The 16,297-nt window shown below is 61.8% G+C and carries 18 protein-coding genes; all 18 read left to right on the forward strand.

Translation table 11 applies throughout. The annotated features are described in order from the left end of the window. Window positions 1–42: 42 nt before the first annotated feature. The 18 genes from K0F88_RS29265 (at window position 43) to K0F88_RS29350 (ending at window position 15,640) form a co-directional block, all read left to right on the forward strand. Window positions 43–1,995, forward strand: coding sequence for a cytochrome D1 domain-containing protein (locus tag K0F88_RS29265; protein ID WP_094471706.1), 1,953 nt, complete (start codon window positions 43–45; stop codon window positions 1,993–1,995). Between the two features lie 13 nt (window positions 1,996–2,008). Further along, window positions 2,009–2,665, forward strand: coding sequence for an SCO family protein (locus K0F88_RS29270; protein ID WP_094471707.1), 657 nt, complete (start codon window positions 2,009–2,011; stop codon window positions 2,663–2,665). Beyond that, window positions 2,662–3,282: an SCO family protein gene (locus K0F88_RS29275; protein ID WP_094471708.1), complete on the forward strand. Its 621-nt coding sequence runs from the start codon at window positions 2,662–2,664 to the stop codon at window positions 3,280–3,282. Before K0F88_RS29270 ends, K0F88_RS29275 begins: the two co-directional genes overlap by 4 nt. A 9-nt stretch (window positions 3,283–3,291) precedes the next feature. After that, complete coding sequence (locus K0F88_RS29280; RefSeq protein WP_094471709.1) at window positions 3,292–4,842, forward strand: ABC transporter substrate-binding protein; 1,551 nt, start codon at window positions 3,292–3,294, stop codon at window positions 4,840–4,842. 14 nt (window positions 4,843–4,856) lie between these two features. After that, a complete protein-coding gene (locus K0F88_RS29285; protein ID WP_094471767.1) occupies window positions 4,857–5,810 on the forward strand; it encodes a peptidylprolyl isomerase in 954 nt (317 codons plus the stop codon). A 218-nt stretch (window positions 5,811–6,028) separates the two neighbouring features. Continuing rightward, window positions 6,029–6,562 (forward strand): response regulator, encoded by a 534-nt coding sequence (locus K0F88_RS29290; RefSeq protein ID WP_094471710.1) that lies wholly within the window; start codon window positions 6,029–6,031, stop codon window positions 6,560–6,562. 84 nt (window positions 6,563–6,646) lie between these two features. Beyond that, window positions 6,647–8,353, forward strand: a complete 1,707-nt coding sequence (locus K0F88_RS29295; RefSeq protein WP_094471711.1) for a GspE/PulE family protein — start codon at window positions 6,647–6,649, stop codon at window positions 8,351–8,353. Beyond that, window positions 8,334–9,137 carry a hypothetical protein gene (locus K0F88_RS29300; protein ID WP_094471712.1) on the forward strand — a complete coding sequence of 268 codons (804 nt, stop codon included), beginning with the start codon at window positions 8,334–8,336 and terminating at the stop codon, window positions 9,135–9,137. Before K0F88_RS29295 ends, K0F88_RS29300 begins: the two co-directional genes overlap by 20 nt. A 1-nt stretch (window position 9,138) precedes the next feature. Then, complete coding sequence (locus K0F88_RS29305) at window positions 9,139–9,684, forward strand: PilN domain-containing protein (RefSeq protein ID WP_094471713.1); 546 nt, start codon at window positions 9,139–9,141, stop codon at window positions 9,682–9,684. Beyond that, complete coding sequence (locus K0F88_RS29310) at window positions 9,671–10,219, forward strand: GspMb/PilO family protein (RefSeq protein WP_094471714.1); 549 nt, start codon at window positions 9,671–9,673, stop codon at window positions 10,217–10,219. Before K0F88_RS29305 ends, K0F88_RS29310 begins: the two co-directional genes overlap by 14 nt. Next, complete coding sequence (locus tag K0F88_RS29315) at window positions 10,219–10,737, forward strand: hypothetical protein (protein WP_094471715.1); 519 nt, start codon at window positions 10,219–10,221, stop codon at window positions 10,735–10,737. Before K0F88_RS29310 ends, K0F88_RS29315 begins: the two co-directional genes overlap by 1 nt. After that, on the forward strand, window positions 10,734–12,569 hold the full coding sequence (locus K0F88_RS29320) for a type II secretion system protein GspD (RefSeq protein ID WP_094471716.1): 1,836 nt from the start codon (window positions 10,734–10,736) through the stop codon (window positions 12,567–12,569). Before K0F88_RS29315 ends, K0F88_RS29320 begins: the two co-directional genes overlap by 4 nt. 2 nt (window positions 12,570–12,571) lie before the next feature. Continuing rightward, window positions 12,572–13,045 carry a type II secretion system protein gene (locus tag K0F88_RS29325; RefSeq protein WP_094471717.1) on the forward strand — a complete coding sequence of 158 codons (474 nt, stop codon included), beginning with the start codon at window positions 12,572–12,574 and terminating at the stop codon, window positions 13,043–13,045. Between the two features lie 3 nt (window positions 13,046–13,048). Further along, the gene (locus tag K0F88_RS29330; protein WP_094471718.1) at window positions 13,049–13,423 is read left to right on the forward strand and encodes a type II secretion system protein; all 375 of its coding nucleotides are present in this window, start codon (window positions 13,049–13,051) and stop codon (window positions 13,421–13,423) included. Next, the gene (locus tag K0F88_RS29335) at window positions 13,398–13,937 is read left to right on the forward strand and encodes a type II secretion system protein (RefSeq protein ID WP_094471719.1); all 540 of its coding nucleotides are present in this window, start codon (window positions 13,398–13,400) and stop codon (window positions 13,935–13,937) included. Before K0F88_RS29330 ends, K0F88_RS29335 begins: the two co-directional genes overlap by 26 nt. Next, complete coding sequence (gene csgE, locus K0F88_RS29340; RefSeq protein WP_094471720.1) at window positions 13,934–14,326, forward strand: curli production assembly/transport protein CsgE; 393 nt, start codon at window positions 13,934–13,936, stop codon at window positions 14,324–14,326. Before K0F88_RS29335 ends, csgE begins: the two co-directional genes overlap by 4 nt. Next, window positions 14,323–14,742 (forward strand): curli assembly protein CsgF, encoded by a 420-nt coding sequence (locus K0F88_RS29345; protein ID WP_094471721.1) that lies wholly within the window; start codon window positions 14,323–14,325, stop codon window positions 14,740–14,742. Before csgE ends, K0F88_RS29345 begins: the two co-directional genes overlap by 4 nt. A gap of 31 nt (window positions 14,743–14,773) precedes the next feature. Further along, window positions 14,774–15,640, forward strand: a complete 867-nt coding sequence (locus K0F88_RS29350; protein ID WP_219097512.1) for a CsgG/HfaB family protein — start codon at window positions 14,774–14,776, stop codon at window positions 15,638–15,640. The last annotated feature ends 657 nt before the right edge of the window (window positions 15,641–16,297 follow it).

Genomic DNA, 16,297 nt, shown 5'->3' on the forward strand with positions numbered 1-16,297 from the left:
CCACAGGGAAAGGCAGGCACAGATCTGTAAGGGGAGAGGGTAATGAACAGGACTACAAAAATCGCCGGTTGTGCGCTGCTCGTCGCGGTGGCACTCATCAGCTTCGGCGTCTGGCGCACCGCGCCGCCCAACCTGCTGAGCGAAGTCGCACTGCCGAACACCTGGAGCAGTCAGAACCTCTCCCGTGACGGGATTTCGGTGGCGCTTGAGGTCAAGTCATTGGCCAAGGACGGTGTGTTGCGTGAAGGCGAGTTTGCCGACGTGCAGTTCCGCGTCAGGGACGGTGCTTCAGGTCAGCCGTTGTCGGGCATCAATCCCGGTGCCTGGCTGGACCCGGAAACCATTGCCGCCGACCAGGCCCAGGGCCGGGAGAAAAGCTGCAAATCCCGGGTCGGGGTCTTCCTGAAATCGAGCATCGGCGCGCGGCCGCTGCTCGACCTGAACAGCTACTTCCTGCTGGTGATGAACCGCGACGCCAGTGTCTCGGTGGTCGACCCGTCGGTGTCGGTGGGCGGTATCACCAGCACCATGGCACGGATCGACATCAAGCAGCCGCCGATGGACTGGACCACACCCAAGGACAACAAACGGGTGTTCGTCTCCATGCCGACCGCCGATGCAGTGGCGGTGATCGACAGCGAGCAGTTCAAACTGATCGACTCGGTCGCCGCCGGCAGCAATCCGGTGCGCGTGGCCTTGCAACCGGACGAGCGCCTGCTGTGGGTCGGCAACAATGCCAAGACAGTCGAGCAGTCCGGGGTCACGGTGATCGACACCCGTAGCCTCAAGCCACTCAAACACCTGGCCACCGGGGCTGGGCACCATGAAATCGCCTTCAGCAAGGACAGCCGTTTTGCCTTCGTCAGCAACCGCGACGACGGCACCCTGAGCATCATCGACATCGCCAGCCTGACCATCAGCAAGCAACTCAAGACCGGCTCGCACCCGCTGTCGGTGGCGTACTCGCCGCTGTCCCAGGCGGTGTATGTCGCCGACGGCAAGAACGGCAGTGTGACCGTGGTCGATACCGCCAGCCTTACGGTTAGGCGGGTGATCAAGATGAAACAGGGCCTGGGTCCGATGGGGTTCAGCGCAGACGGGCGTTTCGGTATCGTCCTCAACACCCTGGAAAACCAGGTGACGGTGATCGACGCGGCCACCGATTCGACGATCCACGAACTGGACGTCTCCGCCGAACCCTACCAAGTGGTGTTCACCAAGGCTTACGCCTATGTCCGCGGACTGGCCTCGGCCAAAGTCACGATGATCAACCTTTCGTCATTGGGGGCCGGCCGCACGCCGATCACCCAGGGCTTCGAAGCCGGGCCCCAGGCGCCACGGCTCGCCGGTGATTTGCCGCTGGCCTCGAGCCTGGCGGTGTCGCGGGACGACAACGCGGTGTTCGTGGTCAACCCGGTGGACAACACCACTTATTTCTACGCCGAAGGCATGAACGCGCCGATGTCCGGCTACCCCAATCGCGGGCAGGTGGCGCGGGCTGCCATGGTCATCGACCGCAGCCTGCGCGAGGTCGAGCCAGGGCTCTACAGTTCGCGGATCAAGCTGCCAGCCGCCGGGCGTTTCGACGTGGCGTTCCTGCTCAACCAGCCGAACATCATCCATTGCTTCACGGCGCTGGTTGAGCCGGACCCGAACCTCGCCAGGCTCCCCGGCGTGCCAAAGGTCGAGTTCATGCTCGATAAATCCACGGCCGCCCTCGGCAGCCCTTACACCGTGCGGTTTCGCATTGTTCAGGGTCAGCAAAAGGCACAGCGCAGCGGGGTCAAGGACGTTCAGGTGCGCTACTTCCGCGCCCCGACATCTCGCGCCCAACAGGTCGCGGCCCTTGAAGTGGGGAACGGCATCTATGAAGCCCCGGTGACCCTCGACCAGAACGGCGCCTGGTACCTGCACGTGCGCGCGGCGTCCCTTGGCGCGAGTTTCGATGACCAGACCTTTGCCAGCGTTCGGGTAATCCCCGGCGATGCTCACTGAAGAGGAAACCGACATGAACCGATTCGCACACCGTGGACTGCTGACGTTCTGCCTGTTGGCCGTCGGCATCGGTCAAGCCCTGGCGCACTCGGCGGATGAACACGCCGGGCACGACATGCCGGCCAAAAGCGCCAGTTCGGAGAGCGCCCAGGTCAAATTCGCCGACGTCGCGCTGGTGGACCAGAACGGCAAACCGGTGCGTCTGGAAAAGGACCTGGTGACCAACAAAATCGTGGTCATGAGTTTCATCTACACCAGCTGCACCACGGTGTGCCCGGTGGTGTCCTCGATCATGGGCAAGGTGCAGACGCAACTCGGCGCCCGGGTCGGTAACGAGGTGCAGCTTGTCTCCATCAGCATCGACCCGCAACGCGATGACGCCAAGCGCCTCAACGACTACGCCCGCAGCTTCCAGAAGGGGCCGGGCTGGAGCTGGCTGACTGGCAGCTCGCAGTCGATCAACGAAACCCTCAAGGGCCTCGGCTCCTTCAGCGGTGACTTCAAAAGCCATCAACCGCTGATTCTGGTGGGGGACGGCAACAGCCGCCACTGGACGCGTTATTACGGCTTCACCGACCCGGCCGTGCTGACCCGCCAGGTCGAGAAACTCAGCGGCCAGCGCAACGCCCACGCCAAACACACGGCCATTGCCATGGAGCATCAACCATGAAAGCCCTCGCTCTGATCTTCCTGACGATGTGTTTTTGCGTCATCAGCTTTATGGCGTTTTCCCACGAAGGACACCAGGAGCCCGCGCCGGCGGTGGCCGCTGCGCAACCGGCCAGCGGCACCCGGGATGCGAAAACCTGGTTCACCGACACGCCGTTGCAGGACCAGAACGGCAACACGTTGCGCTTCTACAGTGACGCGCTGCAAAACCGTGTGGTGCTGCTGAACGTGATTTTCACCAGTTGCAACGATGCCTGCCCGCTGATCACCCAAAAGCTCAAGGAAGTCCGTGAGGTGCTGGGCGACAAGGCCGATGGCATCACCTTTATTTCCCTTACCAGTGATCCGCTGCGCGATACGCCGGCGGTACTCAAGGCTTACACCTTGAAGCAGGGCGTCGATGGCCCCCACTGGCTTTTTCTCACCGGCGACAAGGCACAAATGGACCTTGTACTGGGGCGCATCGGCCAGATTGTGCCGACCCCCGAGCAGCACTCGACGCAGCTGATTGTCGGTGACGTGGCCAACAAGCGCTGGAGCAAGATCCGTCCCGATGCACCGGCCGCCGCCATTGCCCAGCGCTTGCAGTTGCTGACAATGCCCGTGGCTGGTCGTTGAGTACGGGCCATGAAAATTGCCCTCGTCCTCGGCTTGCTACTGATTGGCGGCATCAATCTCGCCGCCAATGCGTTGCCGCTGAGCCCCAGCGAAAGTGCCGGCAAACGGCTGTATCGCGAGGGCGTGTCGGCAAGTGGTGAGCCGATCATGGCTCGGGTGGGCGCGGCGGACATGCTGCTACCCGCCACCAGCCTGCCCTGCGCCAATTGCCATGGCGCCGATGCCCAGGGGCGACCCGAAGGCGGGGTGCGGCCGCCGGACATCAGCTGGTCGAGGCTCTCGAGCAGTTACGGGCAACAGCAGATCAACGGTCGCAATTACCCGGCCTACACCGAGGGCGCACTGGCCCGGGCGATCCAGGAAGGGCGCGATTCGGCGAATAATCGGCTGGACCCGGCGATGCCACGGTTCGTGCTCTCGATGAATGATCAGCGCAACCTCACGGCCTACCTCAAGCGCGTGGCCGATGACCGCGACCCCGGGTTAACCGCCGACAGCCTGCACTTGGGCACTTTGTTGCCGCGACAGGGGCCGCTGAGCACGGAGGGCGCCACGGTGGCGGCGGTGCTCAAGGGCAGCGTGGCGCGGATTAACGAGGCGGGCGGCATCCATGGCCGGCAATTGCGCCTGACCATCCTCGATCCGGGGCCGGACCGCGCCAGTGCCGAACAGGCACTGGACCGCTTGATTGAGCAGGAACAGGTGTTCGCCCTGATCGCACCACTGGCACCTGCGCTCGATACCGAACTGGTCACGCGGCTGGAACGCGCCGGTATTCCACTGATCGGGCCGCTCTCGTTGCAGGGCATGGCGCCAGCCAGTCGGCAGATTTTCGAACCGCTGTCCGGGCTGCGCGAGCAACTGATCGCCTTGGCCGACTACGGCGCCGCCAATTTGCGCTTGCTCCAGGGACCGACGCTGATTGTCCACCCGGACGAGCCGAGCCAACGGCAAGCGGCACAAAACCTTGGCCAGTACCTGCAAGATCACGCCTGGCAGCAAGTGCGGCTAAAGGCCTACAACTCGGCGCAGGACGAGTTGCCGCTGGGCTCGCGATCGGTGTTTTACCTGGGCAGCGGCGTCGGTTTCAGTCACCTCGCCGAGCGCCTGCAAACGGCGGGGCAGGTGCCTTACCTGTTCGCCGCGTCGAATCAAGTGGCCGGCGACCTGTTTCAATTGCCCAGCGGATTTTCCCGGCGGGTGTTTCTGGCCTATCCGTTCGTGCCCAGTGACTGGACGCTGGCCGGGCGCCTGGCCTTGACGCAACTGCGCGAACACCAAGGCCTCGGCGGTGAGCACGCGGTGCTGCAAGTCGGCGCCTACAGTTCGATGCTGCTGCTCAGCGAAGGCATGAAGCAGGCCGGACGCGACGCCAGCCGCGAAAAACTCATCAGTGCCCTGGAAGGTTTGCACGATTTCGACACCGGGCTGACCCCGCTGCTCAGCTTCGGTCCGGGCCGCCGACTGGGCTTGAGCGGTGCTCATATCGTCACCGTAGATTTGCCCGACCAGCGCTTCTTTCTGGTCGCACCGTACAAACCCATTGCCGCGACACCCTGACGGGAGGCCTGATGATGAAACTCAAGACGCTGCTGATTCTGCTGACGATGTGGGCCCCTGTGGCCTTCTGCAGCAACGGCCCGGCTGCCGCGCGGGTCAATGGCGAGGAAATTTCCGAGTTTCGCCTCGAGCGCTACTTCGCCGAATACCTGGAGGACCAGGGCCGCGCAGTGGGCAGCATTCGCAATCCCAAGGCGTACAAGCAATTGCGCCAGAAAGCACTCGACGCGCTGATCGACAAGGAGTTGCTGTGGCAGGAAGCGCGCAAACGCGGGGTGAAGATCAGCGATGAAGTCGTGCAAAGCCAGGTTGAGCAGACGCGACAAGCGATGGGCGGTGCCGAGGTGTTCGCCCGCCGGCTCGAAGACGCCGGTTTCGATGAAGCCAGTTTTACCGAGTACACACGCCGTGAGCTCGCGGCGCAAAAGGTCTTTGCCGACCTGCTCCAGGTGGCTGAGCCGGACGAAAAACAGGTCCGCGCGTTCTACGAGGAACATCGCGCCGAAATGAGCACACCCGAGCAAATCCAGGCGCGGCACATCCTGGTAAAAGTGCCTCAGGGGGCCGATGCCGCCACAGTTGAAGCAGCCCGGCTACGCTTAGAGGAGATGCGGGTGAAAATCAGCCAGGGCGAGGACTTTGCCAGCGTTGCCCGGGCCGGCTCCGAAGATGCCTCCGCCGCCGAAGGCGGGGACCTGGGCTATTTTCCCCGGGGGCGCATGATGCCGGAATTCGAAGCTGCGGCGTTTGCGCTGGCGCCGGGGGCCGTCAGCGCGCCGGTGCGCACACCGTTGGGCTGGCATTTGATTTATCTACAGAACCACCAGGAGGCGGCCGATGTCTCAGAAGCTCAGGGACTTGAAATGGTTCGGGCTTACCTTGCCCGACAGCAAAAGTCCCAGGCTCGTCTACAGGTTCTGGGGCAGTTGCGATCAAGCAATCGAATCGAGCGGATTGACGACGATTGAAGGTTCCCCCCCAAATGTGGGGAAAGCTTCAGGGCAAATCCGAGCGCTTCCCCGCCTTTGGGGGACGGGGTTCCTGAACGAAAAGATTTTTTCATGAAAATCATAGAGATGAAGCGGCCAAAAACCGGCGCTCAGTCTGGCATGAAGTGTGCGTTAGCCTAATTGAGGCGCGTACTCCCAGGCACGAATTTCGGACCTGCAGTTTCAAGGAGTCCACCTTGTTAAACAAAGTACTGGTTGTTGAAGACGAACAGCTGCTGGCGGAAAACCTCCAGGGTTACCTGCAGGCGCAAGCGCTGGAAGTCCGGATAGCTCACAACGGTGAAACAGCCATCGGCGAAGCCGAACGTTTTTCACCCGATGTGATGGTGTTCGATTACCGCTTGCCCGATATGGAAGGCTTTCAGGTGCTCGATGCCGTCCGCCAGAACAGGAAGTGCCATTTTGTGCTGATTACCGGGCACCCAACCGCTGAAGTCTGTGAGCGGGCCCGGCAACTGGGAGTCAGCCATATCCTGTTCAAACCGTTTCCGTTGGCGGAATTGGCCCGTGCAGTCTGTGACCTTTTAGGGATGGAGCGGGAAAACCGAACAGGCGCGAGCCCATCCGAAGGATTCGTCGAACGACGCCAGAGCAGGACAGAAAGCTTCCCGCTGCAGCTGTACGACGGTAGTTGGGTGCTGGCAGATCGTCGACGAAGTTCATCGACCTCCAAGGCACCAGACGACGAACAATTGCTCACCGGGGAGTAGTGGCGCGACAAGCCGTTCCGGTATATGCCGTAATTGCTCGCCGCGTCGACAGGGCTCAAAGCCCCCGGCGTTGGAGAGCATGCCATGGACCGTCTATCCCTTGCCGTAGAACCGGCGCAGTTGGAATGTGTACCGTCTCGCTTTTCCAGTGAACAACTGGCCCAGGCCCGGGTCCGGGCAACCAGTTCCGGCGAGCGGGTTCTGGAGGCCCTCGGGGTGTTGTGCGAACTGGCCCCCATGCCCTTCATCCAGTGCCTCGGCGCTACCCTGCATTATCCGGTGCTCGACACCGACACCCTGTTTCAAGCCACCCCAGTGTTCGACCGGGTCACCCTGGCCCAATGCCTCAAGCGCGAATTCATCCTGCTGCGTCATGACGATGCGGTCATTGGCGTGTTTGCCGATCCGTTCGACACGGCTCGTCTGGCCTGGATTGACGACTGCCTGCACGGCGCGCCGCTGTACCTGGTGCATGCCGACGACCTGAAAGCCTACCTGGCGCGTCACGAAGAGAGCTTCCACGCGGTGGAATCGCTCAACGCCCAGGCTGATGCCAATATCGAAATCGATACCCTGCAAAGCCTGTCCCTGACCAGCATCAGCGAAGACGCCAGCGTGGTGGTCAAACTGGTCAACTCGACCCTCTACGACGCGCTGAAAATGCACGCCAGCGACATCCACCTGGGCACCACCGGCAGCGGCCTGGTGATCAAGTACCGGATCGACGGCGTGCTGAACAACATCAGCAAGATCCAGGGCAGTGAGTTCGCCGAGCAAGTGATCTCCCGGGTCAAAGTCATGGCCGAACTGGACATCGGCGAAAAACGCGTGCCCCAGGACGGTCGCTTCAAAATCGGCATCAGCGGCCGGCAGATCGACTTCCGGGTCTCGATCATGCCGAGCATTTTTGGCGAAGACGCGGTGCTGCGGGTACTCGACAAACAGGACCTGGCAGACAAAGTCAGCGGCGTGCAATTGCAGGCACTGGGCTTCGAAGACGAAACCCTGCGCGCGCTGCGCCGGTTGGCCGCCGAACCCTACGGCATGGTGCTGGTGACCGGCCCGACCGGCAGCGGCAAGACCACCACGCTCTACGCCATGATCACCGAGATCAACCACGGCGTGGACAAGATCATCACCATTGAAGACCCGGTGGAATACCAACTGCCGGGCGTGCTGCAAATCCCGGTCAATGAAAAGAAAGGCCTGACCTTCGCCCGTGGCCTGCGCTCGATCCTGCGCCATGACCCGGACAAGATCATGGTCGGTGAGATACGCGACCCCGACACTGCACAGATCGCCGTGCAATCGGCACTGACCGGGCACCTGGTGTTTACCACCATTCACGCCAACAACGTGTTCGATGTGATCGGCCGCTTTACCCAGATGGAAATCGATCCCTACAGCCTTGTCTCGGCCCTCAACGCCGTGCTGGCCCAGCGGCTGATCCGCCTCGTGTGCGCCAGTTGCAGCGCCCCGAGCACCCCGACCGATGAAGAACTGCGCCTCTCCGGGCTCGATCCGCAGAAGGTCGATCATTACCACTTCGTTCACGGCAAAGGCTGCGGCCATTGCCGGGGCACCGGTTATCGCGGGCGGACCGCGATTGCCGAGCTGCTGCACCTGGACGACGAACTGCGGCAGATGATCGTCGAGCGCCAACCCGTTTCGAAGATCAAGGCACACGCTTGCAAACGTGGCTTGCGCTTGTTGCGCGAGTCCGCTCTGGAACTGGTAGCTGAGGGGCGGACCACGCTCGAGGAGATCAATCGTGTCACTTTTGTCTCGTGATCGTTATGTCGCCGTGCTCGGCGCCAGTGGTGTCGGCCTGGGCCAGCGCAAAGGTGGCGACACCCTGTGGCTGGGCAGCGTCGGCTTTATCGACGAAGGCTTCCATGCCTGGACCGTCGCCCTCGAAACCCTCGACCGCTTGCTGGGCGAACACGCGCCAGCCGGTGCGGAATTGAGTGTGGTGATTTCCGGCCACTTCAGTCGCTTCTGCCTGGTGCCCTGGAGCGAACAGATCAGCAGCCCCGACGAATTGCTCGGGTTTGCCCAACTGTGTTTCGAAGACCTCTACGGTGTACCGGCCCAACCCTGGAGCATGGTGCTGTCGGCCGAACCTGCGGGTTACGACCGGATCGCCACCGCGCTGCCGCAAGACCTGCTGGCGCGTCTGCGCAGCCTGGTCAGCGGTCGCGGCCTGCGCCTGCGTTCGGTGCAGCCGTACTTGATGGCGGCGTTCAATCATTTCGATAAAAGCCTCGACGCCGGTGACTTCCTGTTCGTGGTCGCCGAGCCTGTGCGCAGTGTCTTGCTGCTGGCCAGGGAAGGGCGCTGGACCTCGGTGCGTTCGGTGGGCAGCAGCGACAGCGATGCCGCACTGACTGCGCTGATCGGCCGGGAAAGCCAGTTGCAGGCCTCCACCAGCGAGCGGCCGCTGAATGTTTACCTGCACGCGCCCGCTCGCATCGATGCGCAGCCCGACGTACCTGGTGTGCACTTGCGCACCCTCGAAGAAGACCGGACAGCCGTACACGATTGTTTGTACGTGATGTCCCGGGCGGTGGCCTGACATGCGCGCCCTGACGCTCGACTTCCAGCCACGCCGCCGCTCGGGCCCATTGGGCTGGAGCCTGCTGGCGGGCGGCGTGGTGCTGGTCGTGACCTGTTTTGTCGCCCAGCAGCACGTCGCCGAACAGGCCTCGCAACAGCAAGGCCATTTGCAGCACGCCCAGCGCGAACTCACCGGCGACACCGGCAGCAAAGTCACCCTGAGCCCGGCCGAAACCCGCGAACAAGCCCAGAACCTGGCGGAAATGCGCAAGGTCTCGCAGCAACTGCGCCGCCCTTGGGAACGTCTGTTCGCCATGCTCGAAGCGATGCCGCGCGACAACATCGCTTTGCTGACCCTGACCCCGGATGCCCGCAAGGGCCAGGTGCGCATCAGCGCCGAAGCACGGGACCTGGAAGCGATGCTCGACTTCCACCGCCGTCTCGAAGCCAGTGACGAGCTCTCCGATGTGTCGCTGCTCAGCCACGAAATTGTCGTGAAATCGCCGGAACAACCGGTGCAATTCAACCTGTCGGCTAGCTGGGAGATCGGCGATGCGAATCCCTAGATTGATCGTCCACGAATACCTCCAGGGCCTGGGTGTGCCCGGCCTGGCTGGCTTGGTGATGTTGCTGCTGGCGCTGGCCTGGGCCCTGGGTGGCCTGATGCCGGACTGGAATTCGTTGCAAACCCTCAGCCAGCAGACCCGCGAAGCCGGCGAGTACCTGGCCAAGGTTGAAGACGGCAGTGTCGCCGCCCCGGTGGTGCCGCAACGTCAGCTCGACGACTTCCGCAGCAAACTGCCGTCGCAGCCCCAAGCCACTGTGGCCATCGACAAGATCTACGCGCTGGCGGCCCAGGAACACATCACCCTGGCCCGGGGTGAATACTCACTGGGCATTGACCCCAAGACCCACTTGGCCCGTTATCAGATTCTGCTGCCGGTGCGTGGCAGCTACCCACAACTGCGGCGCTTCCTGCACGCGTTGCTCGGCCAGTTGCCGGCCGTGGTGGTGGAGGATGTGGAGTTTCAGCGTAAAAAAATCGCCGACACCGACCTGACCGGGCGGATCCGCATGACCCTTTACCTGTCGAGGTCATGATGAATACCAAACGCATAGTGGGCTGGGTGGCGTTCTTCGGCGTGGCCGCGGCGCTGACCTGGGGGCCTGATTATTTCATGCCGTCGGACGAAGGCGATGCGTCGGTTACGACCGCTGCCACACCCGTCAAAAGCAAAATACGCGGCACGCTGCCGGCCGCTTCAGCCAGTGGCAAACCCGCAGTGATCAAGGACCTGAGCCCGTCCGGCGACCTGTTCGCCGCTCGCAGCTGGAAGGCTGCACCGACGCTGGCCAGCGTCACCGAACAACCCGTCAACCAGACCCCGGTGGTGCAAGTCCCCAGCGTACCGCCGATGCCTTTCCAGTTCGTCGGCAAGCTGAATGACCGTTCCGACCTGCAAGTGTTTTTGCAGAACGGCGAAAAAATATACGTCGTGCGCAAAGGGGATGTGATCGACGACACCTGGCGGATTGAGGGGATTTCCGATGTGGAACTCAGCTTTGTCTACCTGCCTCTGCATTTGTCCCAGACCTTGTCTGTGGGGAGCACGCAATGAACAGATCCCGTTTGCTGATGAGCCTTTGCGTATGCGTAGGGCTGGCTGCGTGCAGCTCGGCGCAGGTTGCCAAGCAGGAAGCGACCGACTTGATGGAGTCGGGGCAGTACGAAGCCGGCCTGGCGCGCATTGAAGAAGGGCTGAAGGAAAACCCTCGGGATACCGAACTGCACCTGGCCCTGACCAGCGGCCGCGCCCGTGCGGTGACGGCATTGTTGACCCAGGCCGACATGGATCGCGCCCAGCGTGATTTCGCTTCGGCCCGTCTGGAGTATGGCCGGGTGTTGACCATTGAACCCCACAACCGCCGCGCCCAGGATTCAATGCGCCAGCTAGAGCACATGCGCAGTCTCGATGACAAACTCGAACTGGCCCGGGGCGACCTGCGTCGTGGCGACATCTACGGCGCCGACCGTCAGGTGAAACAGATCCTCGAACTGGACCCCAAGAATGGCGGTGCCCTGGAGTTGCAAGACAATATTCGTCTGGTGCAAAGCCGCAACGTCATTCCTTATCCGCAACTGCGCACCCGTCTCGACCGGCCGGTGACCCTGGAATTTCGCGACGCCAACCTGAAAACCATCTTCGAAGTGCTGTCCCAGGTCGCGGGTTTGAACTTCATCTTCGACAAGGACCTGCGCCCCGACATGAAAGCCACCATCTTCGTGCGTGACGTGCGCATCGAAGACGCCGTGGAACTGCTGCTGCAACAGAACCAGCTGCATCAGAAAGTGGTGAACGAAAACACCTTGCTGATCTACCCCGACTCGCCGCAGAAGCTCAAGGATTATCAAGAGTTGGTGATGCGCACGTTCTACCTGACCAGCATCGATGCCAACACCGCGCTGAACATGATCAAGACCATGCTCAAGACCCGTGACGTGTTCGTCGATGAACGCCTCAACACCCTGACCATGCGCGACACCGAAGACGCCATACGCATGGCCGAAAAACTCTTGCAGTCGCAGGACCAGTCCAACCCTGAAGTGGTGCTGGAAGTGGAGGTGATGGAAGTCGCGACTCAGCGGATTCTCGACCTGGGACTGCAATGGCCGAACACCTTCGGCGTGGTCAACAGCGACGGCTCGGCCGTGACCCTGCTCGATCAACTCAAAGGCATCAACTCCAGCCGGATCAGCATTTCGCCGTCGCCGCAAGCCAAGATCAACGCTCAGGACAATGACATCAACACCCTGGCCAGCCCGGTGATTCGCGTCAGCAACCGTGAACAGGCGCGCATCCACATAGGACAGCGTGTGCCGATCATCAGCGCCACCTCCGTGCCGTCGACCCAAGGTCCGGTGATCACCGAAAGCGTCACCTATCTGGACGTCGGTCTGAAGCTCGAAGTGCAGCCGACCATCCATCTGAACAACGAAGTGGCGATCAAGATCGCACTCGAAGTCAGTAACGCCACACCACTGGAACCGACCCGCCAGGGCACGATTCCGGTTCAGGTCGACACCCGCAACGCCCAGACCACGCTGCGCTTGCATGATGGCGAAACCCAGATCCTTGCTGGCCTGGTGCGTAACGACCATGGCGCCACCGGCAACAAGATTCCAGGCCTGGGCGACATCCCCGGTCTTGGCCGGTTGTTCGGCAGCAACAAGGACACCGTCGGCAAATCGGAACTGGTGCTCTCCATCACTCCGCGGATCGTGCGCAACCTGCCGTACCAGAGCCCGTCGGACATGGAATTCCCCACCGGCACCGAAACCAGCATGCACATCCAGGCGCCGGACCGCCGGATGCAAGCGCCGATTCAGAATGAACACATCGATCGGCCGGTTGCTGCCATTACCACCACTGTTGTCGTCGAGAAGCCTTGATCATGAACGCCTCGCAACGTGGTTTTACCTTGATCGAAGTCGTGGTGACGCTGGCCCTGATCGGCCTGCTGGCCGGCATGGCCGCGCCACTGACCGAGACCGTGGTGCGCCGGGGCAAAGAGCAGGAATTGCGTGCGGCGCTCTACCAGATCCGCGACGCCATCGACGCCTACAAACGTGCCTTCGACGCCGGTTACATCGAGAAGTCGCTGAACAGCAGCGGCTATCCACCGAACCTGCAAGTGCTGGTGGAAGGCGTGCGTGATGTGCGTAGCGCCAAGGGTGCCAAGTTCTACTTTTTACGGCGCGTGCCCCATGACCCGCTGACGCCGGTCAAGCGTGACGACGACGGTGGCTGGGGCTTGCGCTCCTACGACAGCACGGCTCAAAACCCGCGGGAGGGGGAAGACGTCTTCGACGTTTACTCCCATGCACGCGGCAAGGGTCTCAACGGCATCGCGTACAAGGAGTGGTGAATCATGCGTCGGGAAAAGGGTTTTACCCTACTGGAACTGATGGTGGTCATGGCAATCATCGCGACCCTGATGACCATCGCCTTGCCACGCTATTTCAACAGCCTCGAGGCCTCGAAAGAAACCACGCTGCGCCAGAGCCTGTCGGCTATGCGCGAAGCCCTGGATCACTATTACGGCGACACCGGGCGCTATCCCGATTCCCTGGAACAACTGGTGGAGCAGCGCTACCTGCGCAACCCGCCGATGGACCCGATTTCCGAACGCATGGACCTCTGGGTACTGGTCGCGCCGCCGGACGGCGTACCGGGCGGGGTCGCCGATATCAAAAGCGGTGCCACAGGGAGGGCGCGTGATGGCAGCCTTTATTCCGAGTGGTAAGCCCGCCGACGAGGCCGGGTTCACTTACCTGGGCGTGCTGTTTCTGATCATGGTGATGGGCATGGGCCTGGCCAGTGCCGGCGAGTTGTGGTCAACCGCCTCGCGCCGTGATCGCGAACGTCAGTTGCTGTGGGTCGGCACGCAATACGCCCAGGCGTTGCGCAGTTATTACCGCAGTTCGCCGGGGCTGGCGCAGTACCCCAAAGAACTTGAAGACCTGTTGCAGGACGAGCGTTTTCCAACGCCCAAACATCACATTCGCCAGCTCTACCCGGACCCGATTGGCGGCGGTGAATGGACCTTGATGCGCGGCTTCGACGGGCGCATCACTGGCCTCAACAGTCCTTCCACGGACCTGCCGCTCAAGCAGTCGGATTTTCCCAGTCAGTGGTCGGACTTCACCGGCATGGCGAGTTACAAGGACTGGCAGTTCGTGGCCGAGAAAGCCTTCCTCGATGGCGCCTCGGGCCCGGTGAAAAACCAGTCCACGTTGCCACAGGCGTTGTCGCCATGAACCGCCAATGGCTGCCGGCCCTGATCCTGGCGTGTGTGGCGACGTTCGCCAGCGCTGGGGAGGACGACGAGATGCTGGGCTTTATCGTCGATGACACGATTTCGCACATCGGCCACGACTTCTACTACTCGTTCAGTGAACGCCTGCGCGCCACCAGCCCGATGGATTTCAACCTGGTGGTACGCGAACGACCTTCGGCACGCTGGGGCAGCCTGGTGACCGTGGAATATCAGCAGCGACTGGTTTATCGGCGCTTCCTGCCGCCGAACACCGTGGAACTCAAAGACGAGGCCTATGACGCCGCCGACTGGGTTCGCGGACAGATTGTCCAGCGCAAACTGGAAGCCTTGTTGCAGGACACTACGGACCTTGAGAGGGACGAATTATGAAAACGAAAACTGTCTCACGGAACCTCGGGCTCTGGTTGATCGGGCTGGGCAGTTGCTGCCTGGTGCAGGCCACGGAGCTGGTGTACACACCCGTCAACCCCTCGTTCGGCGGCAACCCGTTGAATGGCACCTGGTTGCTGAACAACGCCCAGGCGCAAAACGATTACGACGATCCTGATCTGAAAAATCGCACCTCGGTGGCCGGGACTTCGGCTCTCGAACGCTTCACCAGCCAGTTGCAATCACGGTTGCTGGGGCAGTTGCTGGACAACATCTCCACGGGTAACACCGGGAGCCTGTCCACCGACGCCTTTATCGTCAACGTCGTCGACGATTCCGGTGCTCTGACCATTGAAGTGACCGACCGAGCGACCGGTGAAATTTCGGAAATCCAGGTGAATGGCCTCGCCCCTTGATGGGGATTCGGATCGATGGGGAGAGACGGACATGAAAAAAATAATAGCGCTGGGGCTGATGTTGGCGGCATTGCAAGGGTGCAGTTTGCGCGAGAACGTGGGTGCCGAGCAGGACACCGAATCACCGACCCTGACACCCCGGGCGTCGACCTATTACGACTTGATCAACATGCCACGACCCAAGGGCCGGTTGATGGCGGTGGTGTACGGCTTCCGGGACCAGACCGGGCAGTACAAACCGACCCCGGCCAGTTCGTTTTCGACCAGCGTGACCCAGGGCGCGGCGAGTATGTTGATGGATGCGTTGCAGGCCAGCGGCTGGTTTGTGGTGCTGGAACGTGAAGGGCTGCAAAACCTGCTGACCGAGCGCAAGATCATCCGCGCCTCGCAGAAGAAGCCCAATACGCCGGTGAACATTCAGGGCGAGCTGCCACCGCTGCAAGCGGCGAACATGATGCTCGAAGGCGGGATCATCGCCTACGACACCAATGTGCGCAGTGGCGGGGAAGGGGCGCGCTACCTGGGGATCGATATTTCCCGTGAGTATCGGGTCGATCAGGTCACGGTCAACCTGCGGGCGGTGGATGTGCGCAGTGGGCAGGTGCTGGCGAATGTGATGACCAGCAAGACGATTTACTCGGTGGGTCGCAGTGCCGGGGTGTTCAAGTTTATCGAGTTCAAGAAGTTGCTTGAGGCTGAGGTCGGGTACACCACCAACGAACCGGCGCAGTTGTGTGTGTTGTCGGCGATCGAGGCGGCCGTCGGGCATCTTTTGGCTCAGGGGATCGAGCGGCATTTGTGGCAGGTGGCGGGGGATAATTCTTCGCCTGATAACAATGCGACGCTGGATCGTTATTTGACTCAGAACAAGGTTGTGCCGGAGGGTGAGGAAGAGTGAGCCGAGGCGGCCTTCGGGCCGACCTGGCTCAGGCTGATGACCCCCAGTCCCCTGTAGGAGCGAGGCTTGCCCGCGAAGGCGGCCTGACAGCTGACCATTCTCCCCCAGATGTACCCAGTCCAACTGTGGGAGCTGGCTTGCCTGCGATGGCGGCCTGGTAGCCGACCAATCTCTTTCAGGGTGTACATATCCATTTCTGCGGTTACGGCCACTTATGGTTTCGCTCTTACAGCGAGTCCCTTTTGCAAACGCCCAAAAGGAACCAAAACGCTTCGCCCCAACGTCCGGCCCCTCGCCTAGGCTCGGCGTACCCTCGCTCCGGCATTCATCTGGGGGCATCGCCTCCGGTCGGCTTCGCTTCGACCTCCTCTCGATGTGTGCGGCTTCGCCGCACGGCGCTACGCGCCTACCCCCCCAGATGAACGCCTCCACTCGGCCTCCCGAAGGGGCGGGTGGATCAAGATCAAAAGCTGCAGGCGAGCTAACGCTCGGCCTAATGAGTGGTGAGAAGCCTCGGGTGTACACCGTCCATTGTAGGAGTGAGCCTGATCGCGATGGCGGCCTGACAGCCGACCAATTTCTTTCAGGCATGCACCAAACCTTGTGGGAGCGAGCCTGCTCGCGATGGGGGTGTGTCATTCAACATTGATGTCGGCT

The sequence above is a fragment of the Pseudomonas sp. UMAB-40 genome, from assembly GCF_900095275.1.
Taxonomy (GTDB): domain Bacteria; phylum Pseudomonadota; class Gammaproteobacteria; order Pseudomonadales; family Pseudomonadaceae; genus Aquipseudomonas; species Aquipseudomonas mandelii_B.

What these genes read in the sequence shown, in the direction of transcription:
- K0F88_RS29305 (WP_094471713.1), top strand. Translation starts at nt 9,139, where the DNA reads ATGCGCGCCCTGACGCTCGACTTCCAGCCACGCCGCCGCTCGGGCCCA.
- K0F88_RS29285 (WP_094471767.1), top strand. Translation starts at nt 4,857, where the DNA reads ATGAAACTCAAGACGCTGCTGATTCTGCTGACGATGTGGGCCCCTGTG.
- K0F88_RS29280 (WP_094471709.1), top strand. Translation starts at nt 3,292, where the DNA reads ATGAAAATTGCCCTCGTCCTCGGCTTGCTACTGATTGGCGGCATCAAT.
- K0F88_RS29345 (WP_094471721.1), top strand. Translation starts at nt 14,323, where the DNA reads ATGAAAACGAAAACTGTCTCACGGAACCTCGGGCTCTGGTTGATCGGG.
- csgE (WP_094471720.1), top strand. Translation starts at nt 13,934, where the DNA reads ATGAACCGCCAATGGCTGCCGGCCCTGATCCTGGCGTGTGTGGCGACG.
- K0F88_RS29310 (WP_094471714.1), top strand. Translation starts at nt 9,671, where the DNA reads ATGCGAATCCCTAGATTGATCGTCCACGAATACCTCCAGGGCCTGGGT.
- K0F88_RS29335 (WP_094471719.1), top strand. Translation starts at nt 13,398, where the DNA reads ATGGCAGCCTTTATTCCGAGTGGTAAGCCCGCCGACGAGGCCGGGTTC.
- K0F88_RS29325 (WP_094471717.1), top strand. Translation starts at nt 12,572, where the DNA reads ATGAACGCCTCGCAACGTGGTTTTACCTTGATCGAAGTCGTGGTGACG.
- K0F88_RS29275 (WP_094471708.1), top strand. Translation starts at nt 2,662, where the DNA reads ATGAAAGCCCTCGCTCTGATCTTCCTGACGATGTGTTTTTGCGTCATC.
- K0F88_RS29350 (WP_219097512.1), top strand. Translation starts at nt 14,774, where the DNA reads ATGAAAAAAATAATAGCGCTGGGGCTGATGTTGGCGGCATTGCAAGGG.
- K0F88_RS29315 (WP_094471715.1), top strand. Translation starts at nt 10,219, where the DNA reads ATGAATACCAAACGCATAGTGGGCTGGGTGGCGTTCTTCGGCGTGGCC.
- K0F88_RS29320 (WP_094471716.1), top strand. Translation starts at nt 10,734, where the DNA reads ATGAACAGATCCCGTTTGCTGATGAGCCTTTGCGTATGCGTAGGGCTG.
- K0F88_RS29295 (WP_094471711.1), top strand. Translation starts at nt 6,647, where the DNA reads ATGGACCGTCTATCCCTTGCCGTAGAACCGGCGCAGTTGGAATGTGTA.
- K0F88_RS29330 (WP_094471718.1), top strand. Translation starts at nt 13,049, where the DNA reads ATGCGTCGGGAAAAGGGTTTTACCCTACTGGAACTGATGGTGGTCATG.
- K0F88_RS29265 (WP_094471706.1), top strand. Translation starts at nt 43, where the DNA reads ATGAACAGGACTACAAAAATCGCCGGTTGTGCGCTGCTCGTCGCGGTG.
- K0F88_RS29270 (WP_094471707.1), top strand. Translation starts at nt 2,009, where the DNA reads ATGAACCGATTCGCACACCGTGGACTGCTGACGTTCTGCCTGTTGGCC.